Annotated in this window: 16 protein-coding genes; 9 read left to right on the plus strand and 7 right to left on the minus strand. The window is 33.5% G+C overall.

What is annotated here, in order from left to right:
• Positions 1 to 184 precede the first annotated feature (184 nt).
• The 6 genes from thrS (at position 185) to Q0739_RS15085 (ending at position 6,919) form a co-directional block, all read left to right on the plus strand.
• Entirely contained in the window at positions 185 to 2,119 is a 1,935-nt protein-coding gene (gene thrS, locus Q0739_RS13960; protein WP_298239352.1) for a threonine--tRNA ligase, read from the plus strand.
• 37 nt (positions 2,120 to 2,156) lie between these two features.
• On the plus strand, positions 2,157 to 2,696 hold the full coding sequence (gene infC / locus Q0739_RS13965; RefSeq protein ID WP_366140814.1) for a translation initiation factor IF-3: 540 nt from the start codon (positions 2,157 to 2,159) through the stop codon (positions 2,694 to 2,696).
• Positions 2,697 to 2,805: 109 nt separating this feature from the next.
• The gene (rpmI, locus tag Q0739_RS13970) at positions 2,806 to 3,003 is read left to right on the plus strand and encodes a 50S ribosomal protein L35 (RefSeq protein ID WP_033955892.1); all 198 of its coding nucleotides are present in this window, start codon (positions 2,806 to 2,808) and stop codon (positions 3,001 to 3,003) included.
• A 148-nt stretch (positions 3,004 to 3,151) separates the two neighbouring features.
• Positions 3,152 to 3,496 carry a 50S ribosomal protein L20 gene (gene rplT / locus Q0739_RS13975; protein WP_298239353.1) on the plus strand — a complete coding sequence of 115 codons (345 nt, stop codon included), beginning with the start codon at positions 3,152 to 3,154 and terminating at the stop codon, positions 3,494 to 3,496.
• Positions 3,497 to 3,637: 141 nt separating this feature from the next.
• A complete protein-coding gene (locus tag Q0739_RS13980; RefSeq protein WP_366140812.1) occupies positions 3,638 to 6,742 on the plus strand; it encodes an amidohydrolase family protein in 3,105 nt (1,034 codons plus the stop codon).
• Between the two features lie 3 nt (positions 6,743 to 6,745).
• Complete coding sequence (locus Q0739_RS15085; RefSeq protein WP_366140813.1) at positions 6,746 to 6,919, plus strand: hypothetical protein; 174 nt, start codon at positions 6,746 to 6,748, stop codon at positions 6,917 to 6,919.
• A gap of 12 nt (positions 6,920 to 6,931) precedes the next feature.
• Here Q0739_RS15085 and Q0739_RS13985 read toward each other — a convergent pair whose 3' ends face one another.
• The gene (locus Q0739_RS13985) at positions 6,932 to 7,354 is read right to left on the minus strand and encodes a secondary thiamine-phosphate synthase enzyme YjbQ (RefSeq protein WP_298239354.1); all 423 of its coding nucleotides are present in this window, start codon (positions 7,352 to 7,354) and stop codon (positions 6,932 to 6,934) included.
• A 448-nt stretch (positions 7,355 to 7,802) separates the two neighbouring features.
• Between Q0739_RS13985 and Q0739_RS13990 the strand changes: the two genes are divergently transcribed.
• Entirely contained in the window at positions 7,803 to 8,243 is a 441-nt protein-coding gene (locus Q0739_RS13990; RefSeq protein ID WP_298239355.1) for a hypothetical protein, read from the plus strand.
• 7 nt (positions 8,244 to 8,250) lie between these two features.
• Here the strand turns inward: Q0739_RS13990 and Q0739_RS13995 are convergent, their stop codons facing one another.
• From Q0739_RS13995 to tgt, 6 genes are all read right to left on the minus strand, one after another.
• Positions 8,251 to 9,435 carry an asparagine synthetase B gene (locus Q0739_RS13995; RefSeq protein WP_366140815.1) on the minus strand — a complete coding sequence of 395 codons (1,185 nt, stop codon included), beginning with the start codon at positions 9,433 to 9,435 and terminating at the stop codon, positions 8,251 to 8,253.
• 274 nt (positions 9,436 to 9,709) lie between these two features.
• Positions 9,710 to 11,248: a replicative DNA helicase gene (gene dnaB / locus Q0739_RS14000; RefSeq protein ID WP_298239357.1), complete on the minus strand. Its 1,539-nt coding sequence runs from the start codon at positions 11,246 to 11,248 to the stop codon at positions 9,710 to 9,712.
• Between the two features lie 168 nt (positions 11,249 to 11,416).
• The gene (locus Q0739_RS14005) at positions 11,417 to 12,370 is read right to left on the minus strand and encodes an acetyl-CoA carboxylase carboxyltransferase subunit alpha (RefSeq protein WP_298239358.1); all 954 of its coding nucleotides are present in this window, start codon (positions 12,368 to 12,370) and stop codon (positions 11,417 to 11,419) included.
• A 57-nt stretch (positions 12,371 to 12,427) separates the two neighbouring features.
• Positions 12,428 to 13,324, minus strand: coding sequence for a DMT family transporter (locus Q0739_RS14010; RefSeq protein WP_298239359.1), 897 nt, complete (start codon positions 13,322 to 13,324; stop codon positions 12,428 to 12,430).
• The gene (locus tag Q0739_RS14015; RefSeq protein ID WP_298239360.1) at positions 13,311 to 14,387 is read right to left on the minus strand and encodes an LptF/LptG family permease; all 1,077 of its coding nucleotides are present in this window, start codon (positions 14,385 to 14,387) and stop codon (positions 13,311 to 13,313) included. The genes Q0739_RS14010 and Q0739_RS14015 overlap by 14 nt, the downstream gene beginning before the upstream one ends.
• Positions 14,388 to 14,463: 76 nt before the next feature.
• Complete coding sequence (gene tgt / locus Q0739_RS14020) at positions 14,464 to 15,594, minus strand: tRNA guanosine(34) transglycosylase Tgt (RefSeq protein ID WP_298239361.1); 1,131 nt, start codon at positions 15,592 to 15,594, stop codon at positions 14,464 to 14,466.
• Between the two features lie 168 nt (positions 15,595 to 15,762).
• On the opposite strand from tgt, the gene Q0739_RS14025 reads away from it, so the two are divergent.
• Both Q0739_RS14025 and Q0739_RS14030 read left to right on the plus strand, forming a co-directional pair.
• Positions 15,763 to 16,608, plus strand: a complete 846-nt coding sequence (locus tag Q0739_RS14025; RefSeq protein WP_298239362.1) for a transketolase — start codon at positions 15,763 to 15,765, stop codon at positions 16,606 to 16,608.
• A gap of 35 nt (positions 16,609 to 16,643) precedes the next feature.
• Complete coding sequence (locus Q0739_RS14030; RefSeq protein WP_298239363.1) at positions 16,644 to 17,597, plus strand: transketolase family protein; 954 nt, start codon at positions 16,644 to 16,646, stop codon at positions 17,595 to 17,597.
• Positions 17,598 to 17,696 lie beyond the last annotated feature (99 nt).

A 17,696-nucleotide genomic window follows, 5' to 3' on the forward strand; every position in this document is an offset into this window, starting at 1 on the left:
AGTAGAAAGCACACAGCACAACGAAGCAGGGACGAGGATTTGGAACCCTTCGACTACGCTCAGGATAAACTCAAGCACAAACCAACCTTAGAAAGGGAAGACCATAATTAAAATTATACTGATATATATATTGTGTGGGTTTGTTTATACTATTATCTTTGCTCCCTGATTTTAATTTATATTAATGATACATATAACGTTACCCGATGGCAGTGTTAAAACGTTTGAAGAAAACGTTACACCAATGGATGTTGCGAAAAGCATAAGTGAAGGATTTGCAAGAAACGTAATTTCTGCAAGTTTTAATGGTACAACTGTTGAAACTGTGACACCTTTAACTACGGATGGCTCATTGGTTTTATATACTTGGAGGGATGATGAAGGTAAAATGGCTTTCTGGCATAGTTCGGCACATGTTTTAGCCCAAGCTATTGAGGAATTATATTCTGGTGCTAAATTAACTATTGGTCCTGCCATTGAAAATGGCTTCTATTATGATGTAGATTTTGGTGAGCATGTAGTTTCGGAAAAGGATTTCAAGGTTATTGAGAATAAGATGTTGGAAATTGCTCGCGGAAAGCATGACTTTAATTTGAGAGCCGTTTCTAAAGCTGATGCATTGTCCTTATATAAGGATAATGATTTTAAAACTGAATTAATTGAGAATCTAGAAGATGGGACTATTACATTTTGTGATCATTCAACATTTACAGATTTATGCCGTGGAGGACACATTCCTAATACTGGTATAATAAAAGCTGTGAAAATATTAAGTGTCGCTGGCGCTTATTGGAGAGGTGATGAAACTAAGCCACAATTAACTCGTGTATATGGTATTTCGTTCCCAAAACAAAAAGAGCTTACTGAATATTTAGAAATGCTTGAAGAAGCAAAAAAACGAGATCACAGAAAATTAGGCAAAGAACTGGAATTATTTACCTTTTCACAAAAAGTTGGCCAAGGTTTACCCCTTTGGCTACCTAAAGGGGCTGCTTTACGCGAACGTTTAGAAAATTTTTTAAAAGCAGCGCAAAAGAAAGCTGGCTACGAAATGGTTATAACGCCACATATTGGGCATAAAGATTTATATGTTACCTCGGGACATTACGCAAAATATGGCGAAGATAGTTTTCAACCAATTACTACGCCAAAGGAAGATGAGGAATTTTTATTAAAGCCTATGAATTGCCCACATCATTGTGAAATTTACAAATCATCGCAATGGAGCTATAAAGATTTACCTAAACGTTTTGCGGAATTTGGTACGGTTTATAGGTATGAGCAAAGTGGCGAATTACACGGTTTAACTCGCGTTAGAGGTTTTACACAGGATGATGCGCATTTGTTTTGTACACCAGACCAATTAGACAAAGAGTTTAAAGATGTTATAGATCTGGTACTTTATGTTTTTGGTTCTTTAGGATTTGAAAACTTTACAGCACAAGTTTCTTTAAGAGACCCTGAAAATCCAGACAAATATATAGGTGATCCTGAAAACTGGAAAAAAGCAGAACAAGCAATAATTAATGCTGCCAACGATAAAGGGTTGGATTATGTTATTGAAACTGGCGAAGCTGCTTTTTACGGTCCAAAATTAGATTTCATGGTAAAAGACGCCTTAGGAAGACGATGGCAACTTGGTACTATTCAAGTAGATTATACCTTACCCGAACGTTTTGATTTAACATATAAAGGCAGTGATAATGAGCTTCATAGACCTATTATGATTCACCGTGCACCTTTTGGAAGCATGGAACGTTTTGTAGCATTATTACTAGAACATACAGGTGGTAATTTTCCGCTTTGGCTGATGCCAACTCAAGCCATTATATTATCAATTAGTGAGAAATATGAAAAATACTCTGAAAAAGTTTTAAATTTGCTAGAAAATGACGAAATTCGCGCCCTTGTAGACCATAGAAATGAGACTATAGGGAAGAAAATAAGGGAAGCCGAAATGCAGAAACACCCTTATATGATCATTATTGGAGAGCAAGAGGAGAAAGAAGATAAAATTACTGTGCGTCAACATGGTGGAGCAGATTTAGGCACGATTTCTGTAGAAGCTTTTTCTGAAATAATAAAAGAAGATATTAAGAAAACGTTGAAATCGTTTTAAGAAAATAAGTATAATTTAAAAAGAAGAAACCATAGCAATTCGTAGAAGACAACAACCGAGAAGGGTTAAACAAGAGGATAAACATAAAATTAACTCTAAGATTACAGCGCCAAATGTCCGCTTAGTTGGGGACAATGTAGAAATGGGTGTATATTCTACAAGAGATGCCATTAAAATGGCAGATGACCAAGGACTAGATCTCGTTGAGATTTCGCCTAATGCAGCGCCTCCTGTATGTAAAATCATGGATTATAAAAAGTTTCTTTACGAGCAGAAGAAACGAGACAAGGCTTTAAAATCGAAAGCTACTAAGGTGGTTGTTAAAGAAATTCGTTTTGGCCCTAATACAGATGACCATGATTACGAATTTAAAAAGAAACATGCTGAGAAGTTCTTAAAAGAAGGAGCAAAACTTAAAGCTTTTGTTTTTTTTAAAGGACGTTCTATTATATTTAAAGAGCAAGGACATATATTATTATTACGTTTAGCTCAAGATTTAGAAGAGTTTGGTAAAGTTGAACAGATGCCAAGACTTGAAGGAAAAAGAATGACAATGTTTATTGCTCCTAAGAAGTAATAACAAAACAATAAATCTTATTTTATAAAAATAAGATGCTGAATAATCCCGATAGTTGTCGGAACAGCAAACAGTAATTAAGCGAAGTAATTAAAACTAGGAGAAGAAAATGCCTAAAATGAAAACAAAATCTAGTGCCAAAAAGCGTTTTAAGCTTACAGGTACTGGTAAAATTAAAAGAAAGCACGCTTTTAAGAGTCACATCTTAACAAAGAAGTCTAAAAAGCGTAAGCTTAAGTTAACTCATGATGGTTTAGTACATAAATCAGATGAGAACAATATTAAAACCATGTTACGTTTAAAGTAATATTCGTTTTAATCGGTTAAAACAATTTATAAACCCTGGAGTTAGGCCTCATTGATTTATGATTAACGATTGTTAATTTTAGATTTCTGAACCAAAGTGTCGCTAAATAAAAAAAAAGACCGCCTACTACAAAAAAACAATTAAAATTATGCCAAGATCAGTAAATTCTGTAGCAAAAAGAGCTAGAAGAAAAAAGGTTCTAAAACAAGCAAAAGGTTACTTTGGAAGACGTAAAAACGTTTGGACAGTAGCAAAAAATGCGGTTGACAAAGCGATGCAATATTCGTATAGAGACCGTAGAAACAAAAAGAGAACATTCCGTGCTTTATGGATTACGCGTATTAACGCAGGAGCCAGAGAACATGGTTTATCTTACTCTCAATTTATGGGAAAATTAAAAGCTAATGATATTGAATTAAACCGTAAGGTTTTAGCAGATTTAGCCATGAATAACCCAGATGCTTTTAAAGCAGTTGTAGATAAAGTAAAATAAGGCGCTTAGCCTATTGTAAAACATATTATTCGCTTAATAAAAATCCGATTCGAAAGAGTCGGATTTTTTTATGCCTCAAAAACTTAACATTTTATTTTTAAAAATACATTATCTTTCTACTTCATTATAAATCAACCTAGCATGTTACGCTATCTTTCAATTACACTAATTACCCTCTGTTCTATTTTCAATATACAAGCTCAAGACAAAAAGAAAGACACGTGGGATGTTTCTAATCCAGAAGGTGAATGGAACTTTAAAAACTTAAAGCTCTCTACAGATGAAGGAACTTGGATGAATTTAGATGTCAGTCCCGATGGCACTCAAATTGCGTTCGATTTATTAGGCGATATCTATATCATACCTGTTGAAGGAGGCAAAGCTAAAATATTAAGAGAAGGATTACCCTTTGAATTGCAACCTCGTTTTAGCCCTGATGGGTCAAAAATTTCATTTACAAGTGATGCTGGTGGTGGCGATAATATTTGGACCATGAATATTGATGGAACAGATGCAAAACAAATAACCAAAGAAACTTTCAGATTACTTAATAATGCTATTTGGACTCCAGATGGTAATTATTTAATTGTACGTAAACATTTTACTTCCGAACGTTCTTTAGGTGCTGGAGAGCTATGGATGTATCATATTACTGGTGGTATTGGGTTACAAATTACTAAGCGCAAAAATGATCAACAGGATGTTAATGAGCCCTCTTTATCGCCAGATGGAAAGTATTTGTATTATAGCGAAGATGTTTACCCAGGAGGTTTATTTCAATATAACAAAGATCCCAATAATCAAATTTATGTCATTAATCGCTATGAGTTTAAAACAGGTAAAACTGAAAGAGTTATTGGTGGTGCTGGAGGCGCTGCTAGACCACAAGTATCAAGAGATGGTAAAAAAATTGCTTTCGTTAAACGTGTTCGAACTAAAACGGTTCTCTATATCCATGATTTAGAAACTGGTGAAGAATGGCCTATATATGATGCATTAGATAAAGATCAACAAGAAGCCTGGGCTATTTTTGGAGTTTATGCAAATTATAGTTGGATGCCTAATAATGAAGAACTTGTTTTTTGGTCGGGAGGAAAAATTAATAAAATTAATATCAACTCATTAAAGGTAACCAATATTCCATTTCAGGTTGATACAACTATTAAAATTGCTCAAGCTTTGGAGTTTGAAACACCAGTTGCACCTAATAATTTTACTGCAAAAATGATTCGAAATACAGTTACATCGCCTGATGGTAAAACAATTGTATTTAGTGCTCTGGGACATCTTTGGTCAAAAAAATTACCCAACGGAACACCAAAAAGGTTAACCGATTCTTCAGATTTTGAATTTGAGCCTGCATTTTCTCCTAATGGAAAAAACATAGTGTACGTGAGCTGGAATGATGAAAACTTAGGCAACATTTTCAAAATTGATGTTAATGGAGGCCCACCAACAAAGCTTAATTCATCTAAAGGTATATTTAGAACGCCCACCTACTCTAACGATGGTAGTAAAATAACCTATCAAAAAGAATCTGGAAATAGTGATCAAGGTTATTCGCACTCCAAACGGACTGGTATTTATATAATGGATTCTAATGGAAGCAACAACAAGTTTATAACTAAAGAAGGGGCATATCCTGTTTTTAATACCGAAGGAAATAGAATTTTATATCAAACTGGAGGTGTGTTCTTTGGAAATTTAACCAAAACGCTAAAGAGTGTTGATCTTAATGGTAAAGATGAAAAAACCATAGTCTCTTTAAAGTATGCCAATCGCTTAGTTCTTAGTCCTGATAATAAATGGATCGCATTTTCAAACTTACACAAAGCTTATGTTGCTCCCTTACCAAAATCTGGCAAAACAGTGACTTTCGACTTAAAAAAAGGTGCTAAAGAATTTGTTCCTATTTCTCAAGTATCAAAAGATGCAGGTATAAGTATTCATTGGTCTAAAAACAGTGATAAAATTCATTGGACTATAGGTGATGAATATTTCACAAACAATATATCTGAGCGATTTACATTCTTAGAAGGCTCACCAGATAGCATCCCTCCTATTACTGAAAAGGGAACTAAAATCAATTTAATAGCACAAACTGATAAACCTAAAGGCATCACTGCTTTTACTGGTGCTACTATTATAACAATGGCTGGAGATAAAGTTATTGAAAACGGCACTATAATTATTTCTAATAATAAAATTCAAGATATTGGAACTTCAGAAATTAACATTCCTAAAAGTGCAAAAATCTATGATATAACTGGTAAAACTATTATGCCTGGTATTATAGATGTTCATGCACATGTTGGTGGTTTTAGATCTGGTATTACAACTCAAAAACATTGGCAACTTTACGCCAACTTAGCTTTTGGTGTAACTACTTCACACGACCCATCTGCAAATACGGAATCTATATTTACTCTATCAGAACTAATAAAAAGTGGTAACATGGTAGGTCCTCGACTTTATTCAACAGGTGCTATTTTATATGGTGCAGATGGTGATTTTAAGGCGGTTATTAATAATTTAGATGATGCAAGGTCTTCAATTAGACGCACTAAAGCATTTGGAGCTTTATCGGTTAAGAGTTATAATCAACCAAGACGAGAACAACGTCAACAAGTTATTCAGGCGGCAAGAGAAGAAGGTGTTTTTGTAGTCCCAGAAGGTGGTTCTCATTTTTACCATAACATGACAATGATTATGGATGGTCATACAGGTATTGAACATAACATACCTGTGACTAAAGTGTACAAAGATGTCTTAAAATTATGGGGAACTAGCGAAACAGGCTATACTCCTACCTTAATAGTTAATTATGGAGGTGTTAATGGTGAATTTTATTTTTATGAAAATGACAATGTTTGGGAAAATGAAAAGTTACTAAAATATACACCACGCAGCATTATCGATTCCCGTTCTAGATACCGCATGAAGATACCTCAAGAAGAATATGACAATGGCCATATTTTAGTTTCAAAAACGTGTAAAGCATTAACAAACGCAGGCGTAAAAGTTAATTTAGGCGCCCATGGCCAATTACAAGGTTTAGGTGCGCATTGGGAATTATGGATGCTATCGCAAGGTGGTATGACAAATATGGAAGCTTTAAAAGCAGCCACAATAAACGGAGCTGATTATATTGGAGCGAGTAAAGATATTGGCTCTTTAGAAGTAGGTAAACTGGCAGATTTAATTGTATTGGATAAAAATCCTTTAGAAAATATTAGAAATACTTAAAGTGTGATTTACACTATGGTTAATGGAAGGTTATATGATACTGAAACTATGAATGAGATTGGAAACGAAACTAAAACCCGAACGAAATTCTATTGGGAAAACAACAGGTACAATACTTCTTTTCCGTGGCACGAGAATACATTAAATTATGGACATTGTAGTTGTGGCGCTCACTAGCTAGATGGTTTGTTATTCTCCAAACGCAGTAATAACAATTTTTCTTGATCCACCATTATCACGATGTTCACATAGATAAATACCTTGCCATATCCCTAAATTTAGTTTACCGTTAGTAATCGGTATTTGAACTGATGCACCTAGTAATGATGCTTTAATATGTGCTGGCATATCATCAGACCCCTCATAAATATGTTCATAATATGGTGCGTTCTCTGGAACCATTTTATTGAAATGGCTTTCAAAATCGGTTCTCACCGTATAATCTGCATTTTCATTAATAGTTAAACTAGCCGATGTGTGTTTTATAAATACTTGTAGTTGTCCAATATTTATTTGTTCAATTTCTGGTATTGTACTTAAAACTTGATTAGTAATTAAATGGAAGCCTCTGTCATAAGGTTTCAATTTTATTTCCTTCTGATAGAATTTCATATTGGTTATATAATTAATATAATTCAAAAATAGTATAAACTATCAAGACTTTAATTTCAAGTATATTCATATAAATTAGATTAAGTTTTTTGAAAATATGATAAATTCAATAAAAATGAGACCTGTCAGGTTTTTAAAACCTGACAGGTCTAAAAACATCAACCGTTAAAACTCTTGATAATTAGTAACTTACTAATAATATTTTCAATTTTTGTCATGTATTAAAAAAATAGACGCAACCAATTTATAAATTCTTCATCTTACAGTAAAGAACCTCGGAGCAAGTTCGTGAGGCGTTTAACGGAAAATGTTTTTTATTTCGAAACAAGCTTCGAATTATTAGACCTGAAATCCCGCTATAAAAAGGAATTAGTTCAACCAACTATTTTAAACTCGTTGCTTTGCAACTTTTTAAAACAGAGTTTCACTAATAAATACAAAGTTGAAAATGAAACATAAATTTATTCTAGCGATATCATTATTATTTATACTAAATAGCTGTTCTATAAACAATGACACATCTTCAACTCCAGAACAAACCTTTAGAAGTTTTTGGCATTTAGTTAGTGTTGAAGGTGGAATTGCTGGTATTGATGATCAATTTGAATTAAATACTGTTATCTGGTCGTTTGATGAGGATAATGACGATATAACTGTTGAGAACAATAATACAGACGATACCAAACAAGATGGTTTGGATTCTGGTGTATATCCATTTGAGATTGTTCCTGTAGATTCAAAACAAATTCTTGTTATTGATGGGCTAGATTTTGGTGAGATTTATTTTACTACACAAAATACATTAATAATAGATGAAAATGAAACAACAACTGGCCCTGGTGCAGATGGTTTTTTATATACTTTCCAACGTGTAGTTGTAGCTCAATAATAACATATTATGTTTTTTGCTTCTTTTTTCTAGCAGCAGGAAAAAGTACATTATTTAAAATTAAGCGATACCCTGGAGATGTTGGATGCAAATCAAGTTCGGTTTTTGAATCCCCTACTCTATGTTGATAGTCCTCTGGATCATGACCTCCATAAAAAGTAAAAAACCCTTTACCTTTTATACCATGAATATATTTTGCTTCGCCATTGGCTTTGTTCTCTCCCATAACCAATACATTCGATTTAATTTCGTTTCTTGTAAATGCCGTTGTTTGTCCCATAAACCCTTTTACTAGTGCTGTATGGTTTTGACATAGCATAGTTGGAATTGGATCCCATTTTGCTGAAAATTCCATGAGCGAAAAGTAATCGGTTGTTTTTGGTATCCTACGTTTTCTTGTCATATCTATTGAAGAAAACTCATATATTAGGGGACTTCTTTCTAAAATAAAATCTTTGAAAGCAAAAGTTTTACCGTAATTAATTTTATTCTGATAACCTGGGTCACTGCCATCGCCATCGAACATAGGTTCACAAATATCGATGCCTTCTGCCGAAAGCGCAATATCGAAACTATCGGTTGCACTGCACATAGCAAACATAAAACCTCCTCCTACAACATAATCTCTTATTTTTAAAGCAACATCTAATTTTTCATTTGACACTTTTGAATATCCCAATTTAGTAGCTAAAGCTTCTGCATCCTTTTTCTCTTGCATATACCATGACGTTGCTCTATATGCCCCATAAAACTTACCATATTGTCCCGTAAAATCTTCATGGTGTAAATGCAGCCAATCGTAAAGCAATAATCCGTCGTTAATTACTTCTTCATCATAAACTGTCTCATAAGGAATTTCGGCATACTGCAACACCATTGTTACAGCATCATCCCAAGGTAAATTACCTTTTGGTGTATAAACAGCAATCTTTGGTGCTTTCTCTAAAACTACCGCTTCCATATTTTGGCTTGGACTACTAATTTCTTCTAATATGCTTTCTGCTTCATTGTTTGATATTAGTTCGAATGACACACCACGTATTTGGCATTCTCGTTGAATATCTTCGGTATCTGGTAACAAAAAGGAACCTCCCCGATAATTAAGTAACCACTTAACTTTTAATTGTTTATCTAGTGTCCAGTAAGTAATACCATAAGCTTTCAAATGATTTTTTTGACTCTCAACATCCATAGGTATTAGGATGTAAGATGCGAACGCATGAGCAGTAAATAAAAATATGAATATAACAGAAACTATCTTTTTCAATATGAGATAAATATTATGAGGTTTCTCTGTGTTTCTTCTTCGAAATTACCAAAAAAACCGTTTAATTATGTTGAAAGATACTTAAAATTTATTTCTATATAAATAGTTTAACCTTTTGTTATGTATAGTAGAAAATGTACTAACTTAAAGGACTTAATAATGAAGGATTTCTGCCTATGCTAGAATGAAAAAGATATTATTAAAAAGGAACATCACTTTCATCATCATTAAAGGCGCTACCAAAAGCTTCATCTGGACTAGCTTTAAAATTATCTGCTTTAAATGTATCGTCATTAGCGGCAGCATTCATTTTAGAATGAAATTCAAAAGGTGAATCGAAATCATCAAGATTATCGAACTTACCTAAATGACCAATAAACTTTAACCTAATGTTCTCTAAGCCTCCGTTTCTATGCTTAGCTACTATAAACTCAGCTTGCCCTTCAGTTGGAGAACGCTCGTCATCATCCCACTCGTCAATTTTATAGTATTCTGGTCTGTAAATAAAGCTTACAATATCGGCATCTTGTTCGATAGCACCAGATTCACGTAAGTCTGATAGCAAAGGTCGCTTACTACCTCCACGTGTTTCAACAGCACGCGATAACTGGGATAACGCAATTACTGGAACATTTAATTCTTTAGCTAAAGCCTTCAAATTTCGAGAAATCATTGAAATTTCTTGTTCTCTATTTCCACCATGGCTACTCCCTCCCGTCATTAATTGCAAGTAGTCAATCATTATAAGTTTTATACCATGTTGTGATGATAAACGACGTGCTTTTGCACGTAAATCGAAAATAGATAATGATGGTGTATCGTCAATAAAAAGGGGTGCTTTTTCTAAGCCTTTTACTTTTACATTGAGTTGTTCCCACTCGTGCTTTTCTAGTTTTCCAGTTCTTAATTTTTCAGAAGACAAGCCTGTTTCACTAGAAATTAACCTTGTAATTAACTGAACTGATGCCATTTCTAAAGAGAAAAAAGCAACAGGTATGTTTTGGTCTACAGCAATATTTCGAGCCATAGATAGCGTTAATGCCGTTTTACCCATACCAGGTCGAGCGGCAACAATAATTAAATCGGATGGTTGCCAACCAGAAGTCAATTTATCTAGTTTATTAAATCCTGTGGGTATACCACTTAGTCCTTCTTTATTAGAAATCTCTTCAATTTTCTTTTTTGCTTGAATAACTAAATCTTGAGCCGTTTCACTAGACTTTTTAATATTTCCTTGAGTAACTTCGTATAATTTAGCTTCAGCTTTATCTAATAAATCGAAAACATCTTTAGTTTCATCATAAGAATCCTCAATAATCTCACTTGAAATTTTAATAAGACTTCGTTGAATAAATTTCTGTAAAATAATACGTGCATGAAACTCGATATGAGCAGAAGAAGATACTTTTTGAGTGAGAGAAATTAGATAAAAATCGCCTCCAGCTAATTCTAACTTCGCATCCTTCTTTAATTGACTAGAAACCGTTAATAAGTCTACTGGTTCACTATTTTCAAACAAATGAAAAATAGCTTCAAATATATGTTGATGTGCTTCTTTATAAAACGCTTCGGGACTTAAAATATCAATTACTTCATCGACACCTTTTTTATCAATCATCATCGCCCCTAACACAACCTCTTCTAAATCAATTGCTTGTGGTGGTATTTTACCTTTTTCTAGATTAATTATGGTGCTTTTATCGACTTTATAGCCTTGTATTTGATTAGGTTGTTTCATAACTACGAAAGTAATTAAAAAGAAGGGTTATATTTTGTTGAACCCGATTTCTATTGTCAACCAATGGTTAACATTTTAACTGTTAATAACTTAATAATATTGTCAATAACCATAAAAAAATCTGAAGTGATTAGCTTCAGATTTTACTATGATATGATTTTAAATGGTTTACCCCTTGAAGACACCCATTTGTGCATATTTATCCATGCGCTGAGTTACTAAATCTTCTGGTGATAAGTTTTTAAACTCTTCAAAAGATTTTACTATTGCATTACTTACTAATTTAAAAGTTTTTTCACGATCTCTATGTGCTCCTCCTGATGGTTCTTTAATAATTTCATCAACAAGCTTTAGTTTTTTCATATCTGAAGCTGTTAGCTTTAAAGCTTCGGCTGCTTGCTCTTTAAACTCCCAGCTTCTCCATAATATTGAAGAACACGACTCTGGCGATATTACTGAATACCAAGTATTTTCTAACATCATTACCTTATCACCAACACCAATGCCTAATGCTCCCCCAGAAGCACCTTCACCAATTACAACTGTAATGATAGGTACTTTTAAGCGAGTCATCTCTAAAATATTTCTAGCGATAGCTTCACCTTGTCCTCTTTCTTCAGCTTCCAATCCTGGGTATGCTCCTGGAGTATCTAGTATTGTTACTACAGGTATGCCAAATTTTTCGGCAGATTTCATCAATCTTAAGGCTTTACGATAACCCTCTGGGTTTGCCATACCAAAATTTCGGTATTGCCTTGTTTTTGTATTGAACCCTTTTTGCTGACCAATAAACATAAAACTCTGGTCGCCAATTTTACCTAAACCACCAATCATTGCTTTATCGTCTTTAAAACTTCTATCTCCATGAAGTTCTAGAAAGGAATCACCACATATGGCTCTAATATAATCTAATGTATATGGTCTATCTGGATGCCGAGATAGTTGCACACGTTGCCATGGCGTCAATTTTTTATAAATGTCTTTTTTGGCAGCTAAGAGCTTCTTTTCTATTTGTGTACAAGTTTCACTTACATCTACATCGCTCTCTTCTCCTATTATTTTACATTTTTGAAGTTGGTCTTCTAGTTCTTTTATTGGAAGTTCAAATTCTAAATATTCCATAAGAATTTATAATTTTAGTTAGCATACAAATATAAAAACTTTAATTAGGTTTAGCCCTTATGAGTGTTTTCTTTTTAGCACACTTGTGTTTTTTATAACGCCGTTAAATAAGACTGTTGAAATTATAATTATAGCACCTAAATAAAAAGAATTACTCATTTTTTCTTTCTCTGGAAACAAAATTACTGCCATAACTATACCATAAACAGGCTCTAAATTATATGTCAAAACTACTGTATACGGGCTAATAAGTTTCATTACATAAACCGCTGCAATAAAAGCATAAGCCGTACATATAGATGCCAAAATAAAGAGATAACCATAGTCTGAAACACTTAATTTAAAAAAGTCTGCCGAGAAACCTTCTCCAAAAAAGCCTATAAATATGGAAATGAATATGACACCGCTTATAAATTCATAAAATGATATAACAGTAGCGGTATGTTGTTTTAAAAATTTACCGTTTAAAACGGCGAATAATGAGGACAAAAATGCAGAACTAATACCTAAAATAATTCCTGACAGGTATTTTATTTCACTTTGGGTAATAATAAAGACCCCAATAATAACAAATAGTCCAAAAAGAATTTCATACCAGATTATTCTTCTTCTATAAATTATGGGTTCTATGAATGAGGCAAAAAAAGCTCCAGTTGAAAACATAGCAAGCGCAATAGAAATATTAGCCTCATCTATGGCTGCAAAAAAGGTTATCCAATGCAATGCAATAATAATTCCTGCTAGTGAAAATCTAAGAATGGCTTTTGGTGATGCTTTCAATCTCACTTTGGCAATCTTTATATATAAGAACATTAAAATTGATGCCATTACCATTCGAAACCAAACCAATGGTATTGCTTTTATAGTAATAAGCTCTCCCAAAATAGCGGTAAATCCAGCTATAAAAACTAAAAAATGTAAGTGTAGATAATTTCTAATCTTAGCGTTTGGCATTATACAATAGGTATATTGCTAAAATACCAAAAATGATATTAGGAAACCAGACTGCTATGATTGGAGGGAAATCGGATTGCTCAGCCATAACGCCAAATACTTTATCGAAAAATACAAAGACCATAGCTATACATATTCCAACAGCTAAATTAACACCCATCCCACCACGTCTTTTTATTGAAGAAACGGCCACAGCAATTATTGTTAAGATAAAGATAGAAACAGGTAAACTCCACTTTCGATATTTTACTAATTTATACCGTCCTATATTTGAAGACCCTCGTAATTCTTCCTTCTCTATAAATTCGCTTAACTCACTATAACCTAATGTTTCTGCTATATAAATTACAGGGGTTAAATCATCAACATCGAATGTAAAAAGTGTGTCTTTTCGTCTTTGAGTTTCTATTATATCATTTACTTCACCAACAATACGCTTTGAATAATTTGTTAATCGATACATTGTATCTTTTTCAATATATCTAATACTAGAGGCGTTAATTTTATATATAAGTTTATTATTCTCTATATGCTCTAATGTGAAGTTACTACCTTGATTGTTCTTGACATCGAAACTACTAACATAAATAAAATCGTTATCGTTAATTTGTCTATATACATTTTTATTTTCAACGGCACTTCTACCCTTTTTTAAATATTTATAACTAAAATCATTAAATCCTTGACTTGCCTTAGGCGCTAAGTACAAACCTAGTATAATTGCCAAAATAGAAACAAAAAATGCGCCTATCATATAAGGTCTTAAGAATCGTGAAAAAGAAACTCCAGAACTTAAAAAAGCTATAACTTCTGTGTTATTTGCTAGTTTAGAGGTAAACCAAATAACTGATAAAAACAGAAATAAGGGAAAAAGTAAATGTGCGAAATAAATAGTAAAGTCTAAAAAATATAGCATGACTTCAACAAAAGGAACTTCGTTTTCAAGGATTTTTCCAATTTTTTCTGCTAAATGCACTGTAATCCCTATAGGAATAAACAGTAAAAGCATCATAAAAAATGTAAATAAATAACGCTTAAGTATGTACCAATCTAATATTTTCATCCTCTACCAACCTCTCCATAGGAAAGGGGTTTTTGTAAATTATATTATTCTTAAAAAACTAAATAACGTTTCTTTTTTAAAGACGTTTATCCATTTGTTTTACCATCTTATCTTTCCATGTTCTAAAATCTCCAGCTAATATATGTTTTCTAGCCTCTCTTACCAACCACAAGTAAAATCCTAAATTATGAATGGTTGCTATTTGAGCTCCTAACCTTTCATTTACAGTAAATAAATGTCGCAAATAGGCTTTGCTATAGTCTGTATCTACAAACGTAATACCCATCTCATCTACAGGAGAAAAATCATCTGCCCACTTCAAGTTTTTAATATTTATTGTACCGTGTGCTGTAAACAACATACCATTTCTTGCGTTTCTTGTTGGCATTACACAATCAAACATATCAATACCTAACGCAATATTTTCTAAAATATTGATTGGAGTTCCAACACCCATTAGGTAGCGAGGTTTGTCTTCTGGTAAAATGTTACAAACAACATCGGTCATGGCATACATTTCTTCTGCTGGTTCTCCTACAGATAATCCTCCAATCGCATTTCCTAAAGCACCTGCATTAGCAATATATTCTGCAGATTGTTTACGTAAATCTTTATAGGTACTACCTTGAACAATAGGAAAAAATGTTTGGTTATAATCATACTTTAAAGGTGTTTTCTCTAAATGATTAATACATCTATCTAACCAACGATGCGTCATGTGCATAGACCTTTTTGCATAATTGTAATCACATGGATATGGAGTACATTCATCAAAAGCCATAATAATATCGGCTCCAATGGTTCTTTGAATTTCCATCACATTTTCTGGTGTAAACACATGGTAACTTCCATCTATGTGAGATTTAAACTTCACACCTTCTTCCTTAATCTTTCTATTGGCAGATAGCGAATAAACTTGATAACCTCCAGAATCGGTTAAAATATTTCTATCCCAATTCATGAACTTGTGTAGCCCCCCAGCTTTTTCTAAAATTATGGTCTGTGGTTTTAAATATAAATGATATGTATTTCCAAGAATAATATCTGGATTAATATCATTCTTAAGTTCTCGTTGATGAACACCTTTTACAGATGCTACCGTGCCAACGGGCATAAAAATTGGTGTCTCAATTACACCATGATCTGTAGTAATGCTTCCTGCTCTTGCCTTACTTTTAGGATCTGTTCCTTTTAATTCAAATTTCATATACTAAAATCATCGGTGGGCAAATATAAATAACAATATGCGATGTGCTTCTTAATAAAATCAAAATTGTTAGCAAAACATTATAAATCGTTAATAAATGGGTTAAAACTCTTTCTTTAAGTCTATTTAAAACTTTACTTTTGTGGCTGAAATTTTAAGAAATACAACATGCTAAACACAAAACATTTAGAAGATTTAACCACCCAAGTTCGCAGAGACATTCTACGCATGGTACATAAAGTAAATTCGGGGCACCCAGGCGGCTCTTTAGGTTGTGCAGAATTTTTTGTTTCTCTATACAGCGAAATCATGGATAGGAAAAAAGACTTTAATATGGATGGTATTGAAGAAGACCTTTTCTTTTTATCTAACGGTCATATTTCGCCAGTATTTTATAGTGTTTTAGCAAGATCAGGATATTTTCCTGTAGATGAATTAAATACATTCCGATTAATAGATTCCCGTTTACAAGGACACCCTACTACCCACGAAGGTTTGCCAGGAGTTAGGATTGCCTCTGGTTCTTTAGGACAAGGTATGTCGGTTGCAATTGGAGCAGCACAAGCTAAAAAGTTGAATGGTGATAAGCACTTAGTTTACTCTTTACATGGAGATGGTGAGCTGCAAGAAGGTCAAAATTGGGAAGCCATTATGTATGCTTCTGCAAAAAAAGTTGACAACCTTATTTCCACTATCGACTTAAACGGTCAACAAATTGATGGTTCTACAGATGATGTTTTACCTATGGGAAGTATTAAAGGCAAATTTGAAGCATTTGGTTGGACTGTTTTAGAGATTGAAGAAGGCAATAATATAAACGCTATTTTAAAAGGAATGGCAGAAGCAAAATCGAAAACAGGACAAGGTAAGCCTATATGTGTTTTATTAAAAACAGTCATGGGTAATGGTGTTGATTTTATGATGCACACACACGCTTGGCATGGCAAAGCTCCAAACGATGAGCAACTAGCCATAGGACTTGAACAAAACGCAGAAACTTTAGGAGACTACTAACCAAATTCAGATTGACTAATTACGATTTTAGATTTATGAAAACATATACATACACAGAAAAGAAAGATACAAGAAGTGGATTTGGAGCTGGTTTAACAGAACTTGGTAGAACAAACCCTAATGTAGTTGCACTTTGTGCCGACTTAATTGGGTCTTTAAAAATGAATCAATTCATTGACGAAAATCCCGAGCGCTTCTTTCAAGTTGGAATTGCAGAAGCTAATATGATGGGAATCGCTGCTGGATTAACTATTGGAGGCAAAATACCTTTTACAGGAACCTTTGCAAACTTCTCTACAGGACGTGTTTACGATCAAATTCGCCAATCTATAGCCTATTCTGGAAAGAACGTAAAAATATGTGCATCGCATGCTGGTTTAACCTTAGGTGAGGATGGTGCAACACATCAAATTCTTGAAGATATCGGGTTAATGAAAATGTTGCCAGGTATGGTGGTTATTAATCCATGTGATTATAACCAAACTAAAGCAGCAACTATTGCAATTGCAGATTATGATGGTCCTGTTTACCTACGTTTTGGGCGTCCTTCTGTACCAATATTTACGCCTGCAGATCAAAAATTTGAAATAGGTAAAGCCATTCAATTAACTGAAGGAACAGATGTTACAATTGTAGCAACAGGACATTTAGTTTGGGAAGCTCTAGAAGCTTCAAAGACATTAAACGAAAAAGGAATTTCTGCTGAAGTAATAAATATTCATACTATAAAACCATTAGATGAACAAGCTATTTTAGATTCTGTATCTAAAACTGGTTGTATTGTAACAGCCGAAGAACATAACGTCCTTGGTGGCTTAGGCGAAAGTGTTGCTAGAACACTCGCTCTTAATAATCCAACTCCGCAAGAGTTTGTAGCCACTAACGATACATTTGGTGAATCTGGGACGCCAGCTCAGTTAATGGATAAATATGGTTTAAACGCTGCAACCATAGTTTTAAAAGCCGAAGCTGTTATAAAAAGAAAATAGAACTATTTTTAACTTATATTAAAGAGCTCTTTTAAAATAAAAGAGCTCTTTTGTTTTTTAATTATCTGTCAAGAAAAGAATATTTTCCATTTGGCAACG

It is taken from the genome of uncultured Algibacter sp., from assembly GCF_947487605.1.
Taxonomy (GTDB): Bacteria; Bacteroidota; Bacteroidia; order Flavobacteriales; family Flavobacteriaceae; genus Algibacter_D.

Excerpts from the sequence above, each read along its gene's own strand:
- Q0739_RS14025 (WP_298239362.1), top strand. The coding sequence starts at position 15,763 with ATGCTAAACACAAAACATTTAGAAGATTTAACCACCCAAGTTCGCAGA.
- rplT (WP_298239353.1), top strand. The coding sequence starts at position 3,152 with ATGCCAAGATCAGTAAATTCTGTAGCAAAAAGAGCTAGAAGAAAAAAG.
- thrS (WP_298239352.1), top strand. The coding sequence starts at position 185 with ATGATACATATAACGTTACCCGATGGCAGTGTTAAAACGTTTGAAGAA.
- Q0739_RS13990 (WP_298239355.1), top strand. The coding sequence starts at position 7,803 with ATGAAACATAAATTTATTCTAGCGATATCATTATTATTTATACTAAAT.
- Q0739_RS14005 (WP_298239358.1), bottom strand. The coding sequence starts at position 12,370 with ATGGAATATTTAGAATTTGAACTTCCAATAAAAGAACTAGAAGACCAA.
- Q0739_RS14030 (WP_298239363.1), top strand. The coding sequence starts at position 16,644 with ATGAAAACATATACATACACAGAAAAGAAAGATACAAGAAGTGGATTT.
- Q0739_RS13985 (WP_298239354.1), bottom strand. The coding sequence starts at position 7,354 with ATGAAATTCTATCAGAAGGAAATAAAATTGAAACCTTATGACAGAGGC.
- Q0739_RS13995 (WP_366140815.1), bottom strand. The coding sequence starts at position 9,435 with ATGGATGTTGAGAGTCAAAAAAATCATTTGAAAGCTTATGGTATTACT.
- Q0739_RS14010 (WP_298239359.1), bottom strand. The coding sequence starts at position 13,324 with ATGCCAAACGCTAAGATTAGAAATTATCTACACTTACATTTTTTAGTT.
- tgt (WP_298239361.1), bottom strand. The coding sequence starts at position 15,594 with ATGAAATTTGAATTAAAAGGAACAGATCCTAAAAGTAAGGCAAGAGCA.
- Q0739_RS13980 (WP_366140812.1), top strand. The coding sequence starts at position 3,638 with ATGTTACGCTATCTTTCAATTACACTAATTACCCTCTGTTCTATTTTC.
- dnaB (WP_298239357.1), bottom strand. The coding sequence starts at position 11,248 with ATGAAACAACCTAATCAAATACAAGGCTATAAAGTCGATAAAAGCACC.
- rpmI (WP_033955892.1), top strand. The coding sequence starts at position 2,806 with ATGCCTAAAATGAAAACAAAATCTAGTGCCAAAAAGCGTTTTAAGCTT.
- Q0739_RS14015 (WP_298239360.1), bottom strand. The coding sequence starts at position 14,387 with ATGAAAATATTAGATTGGTACATACTTAAGCGTTATTTATTTACATTT.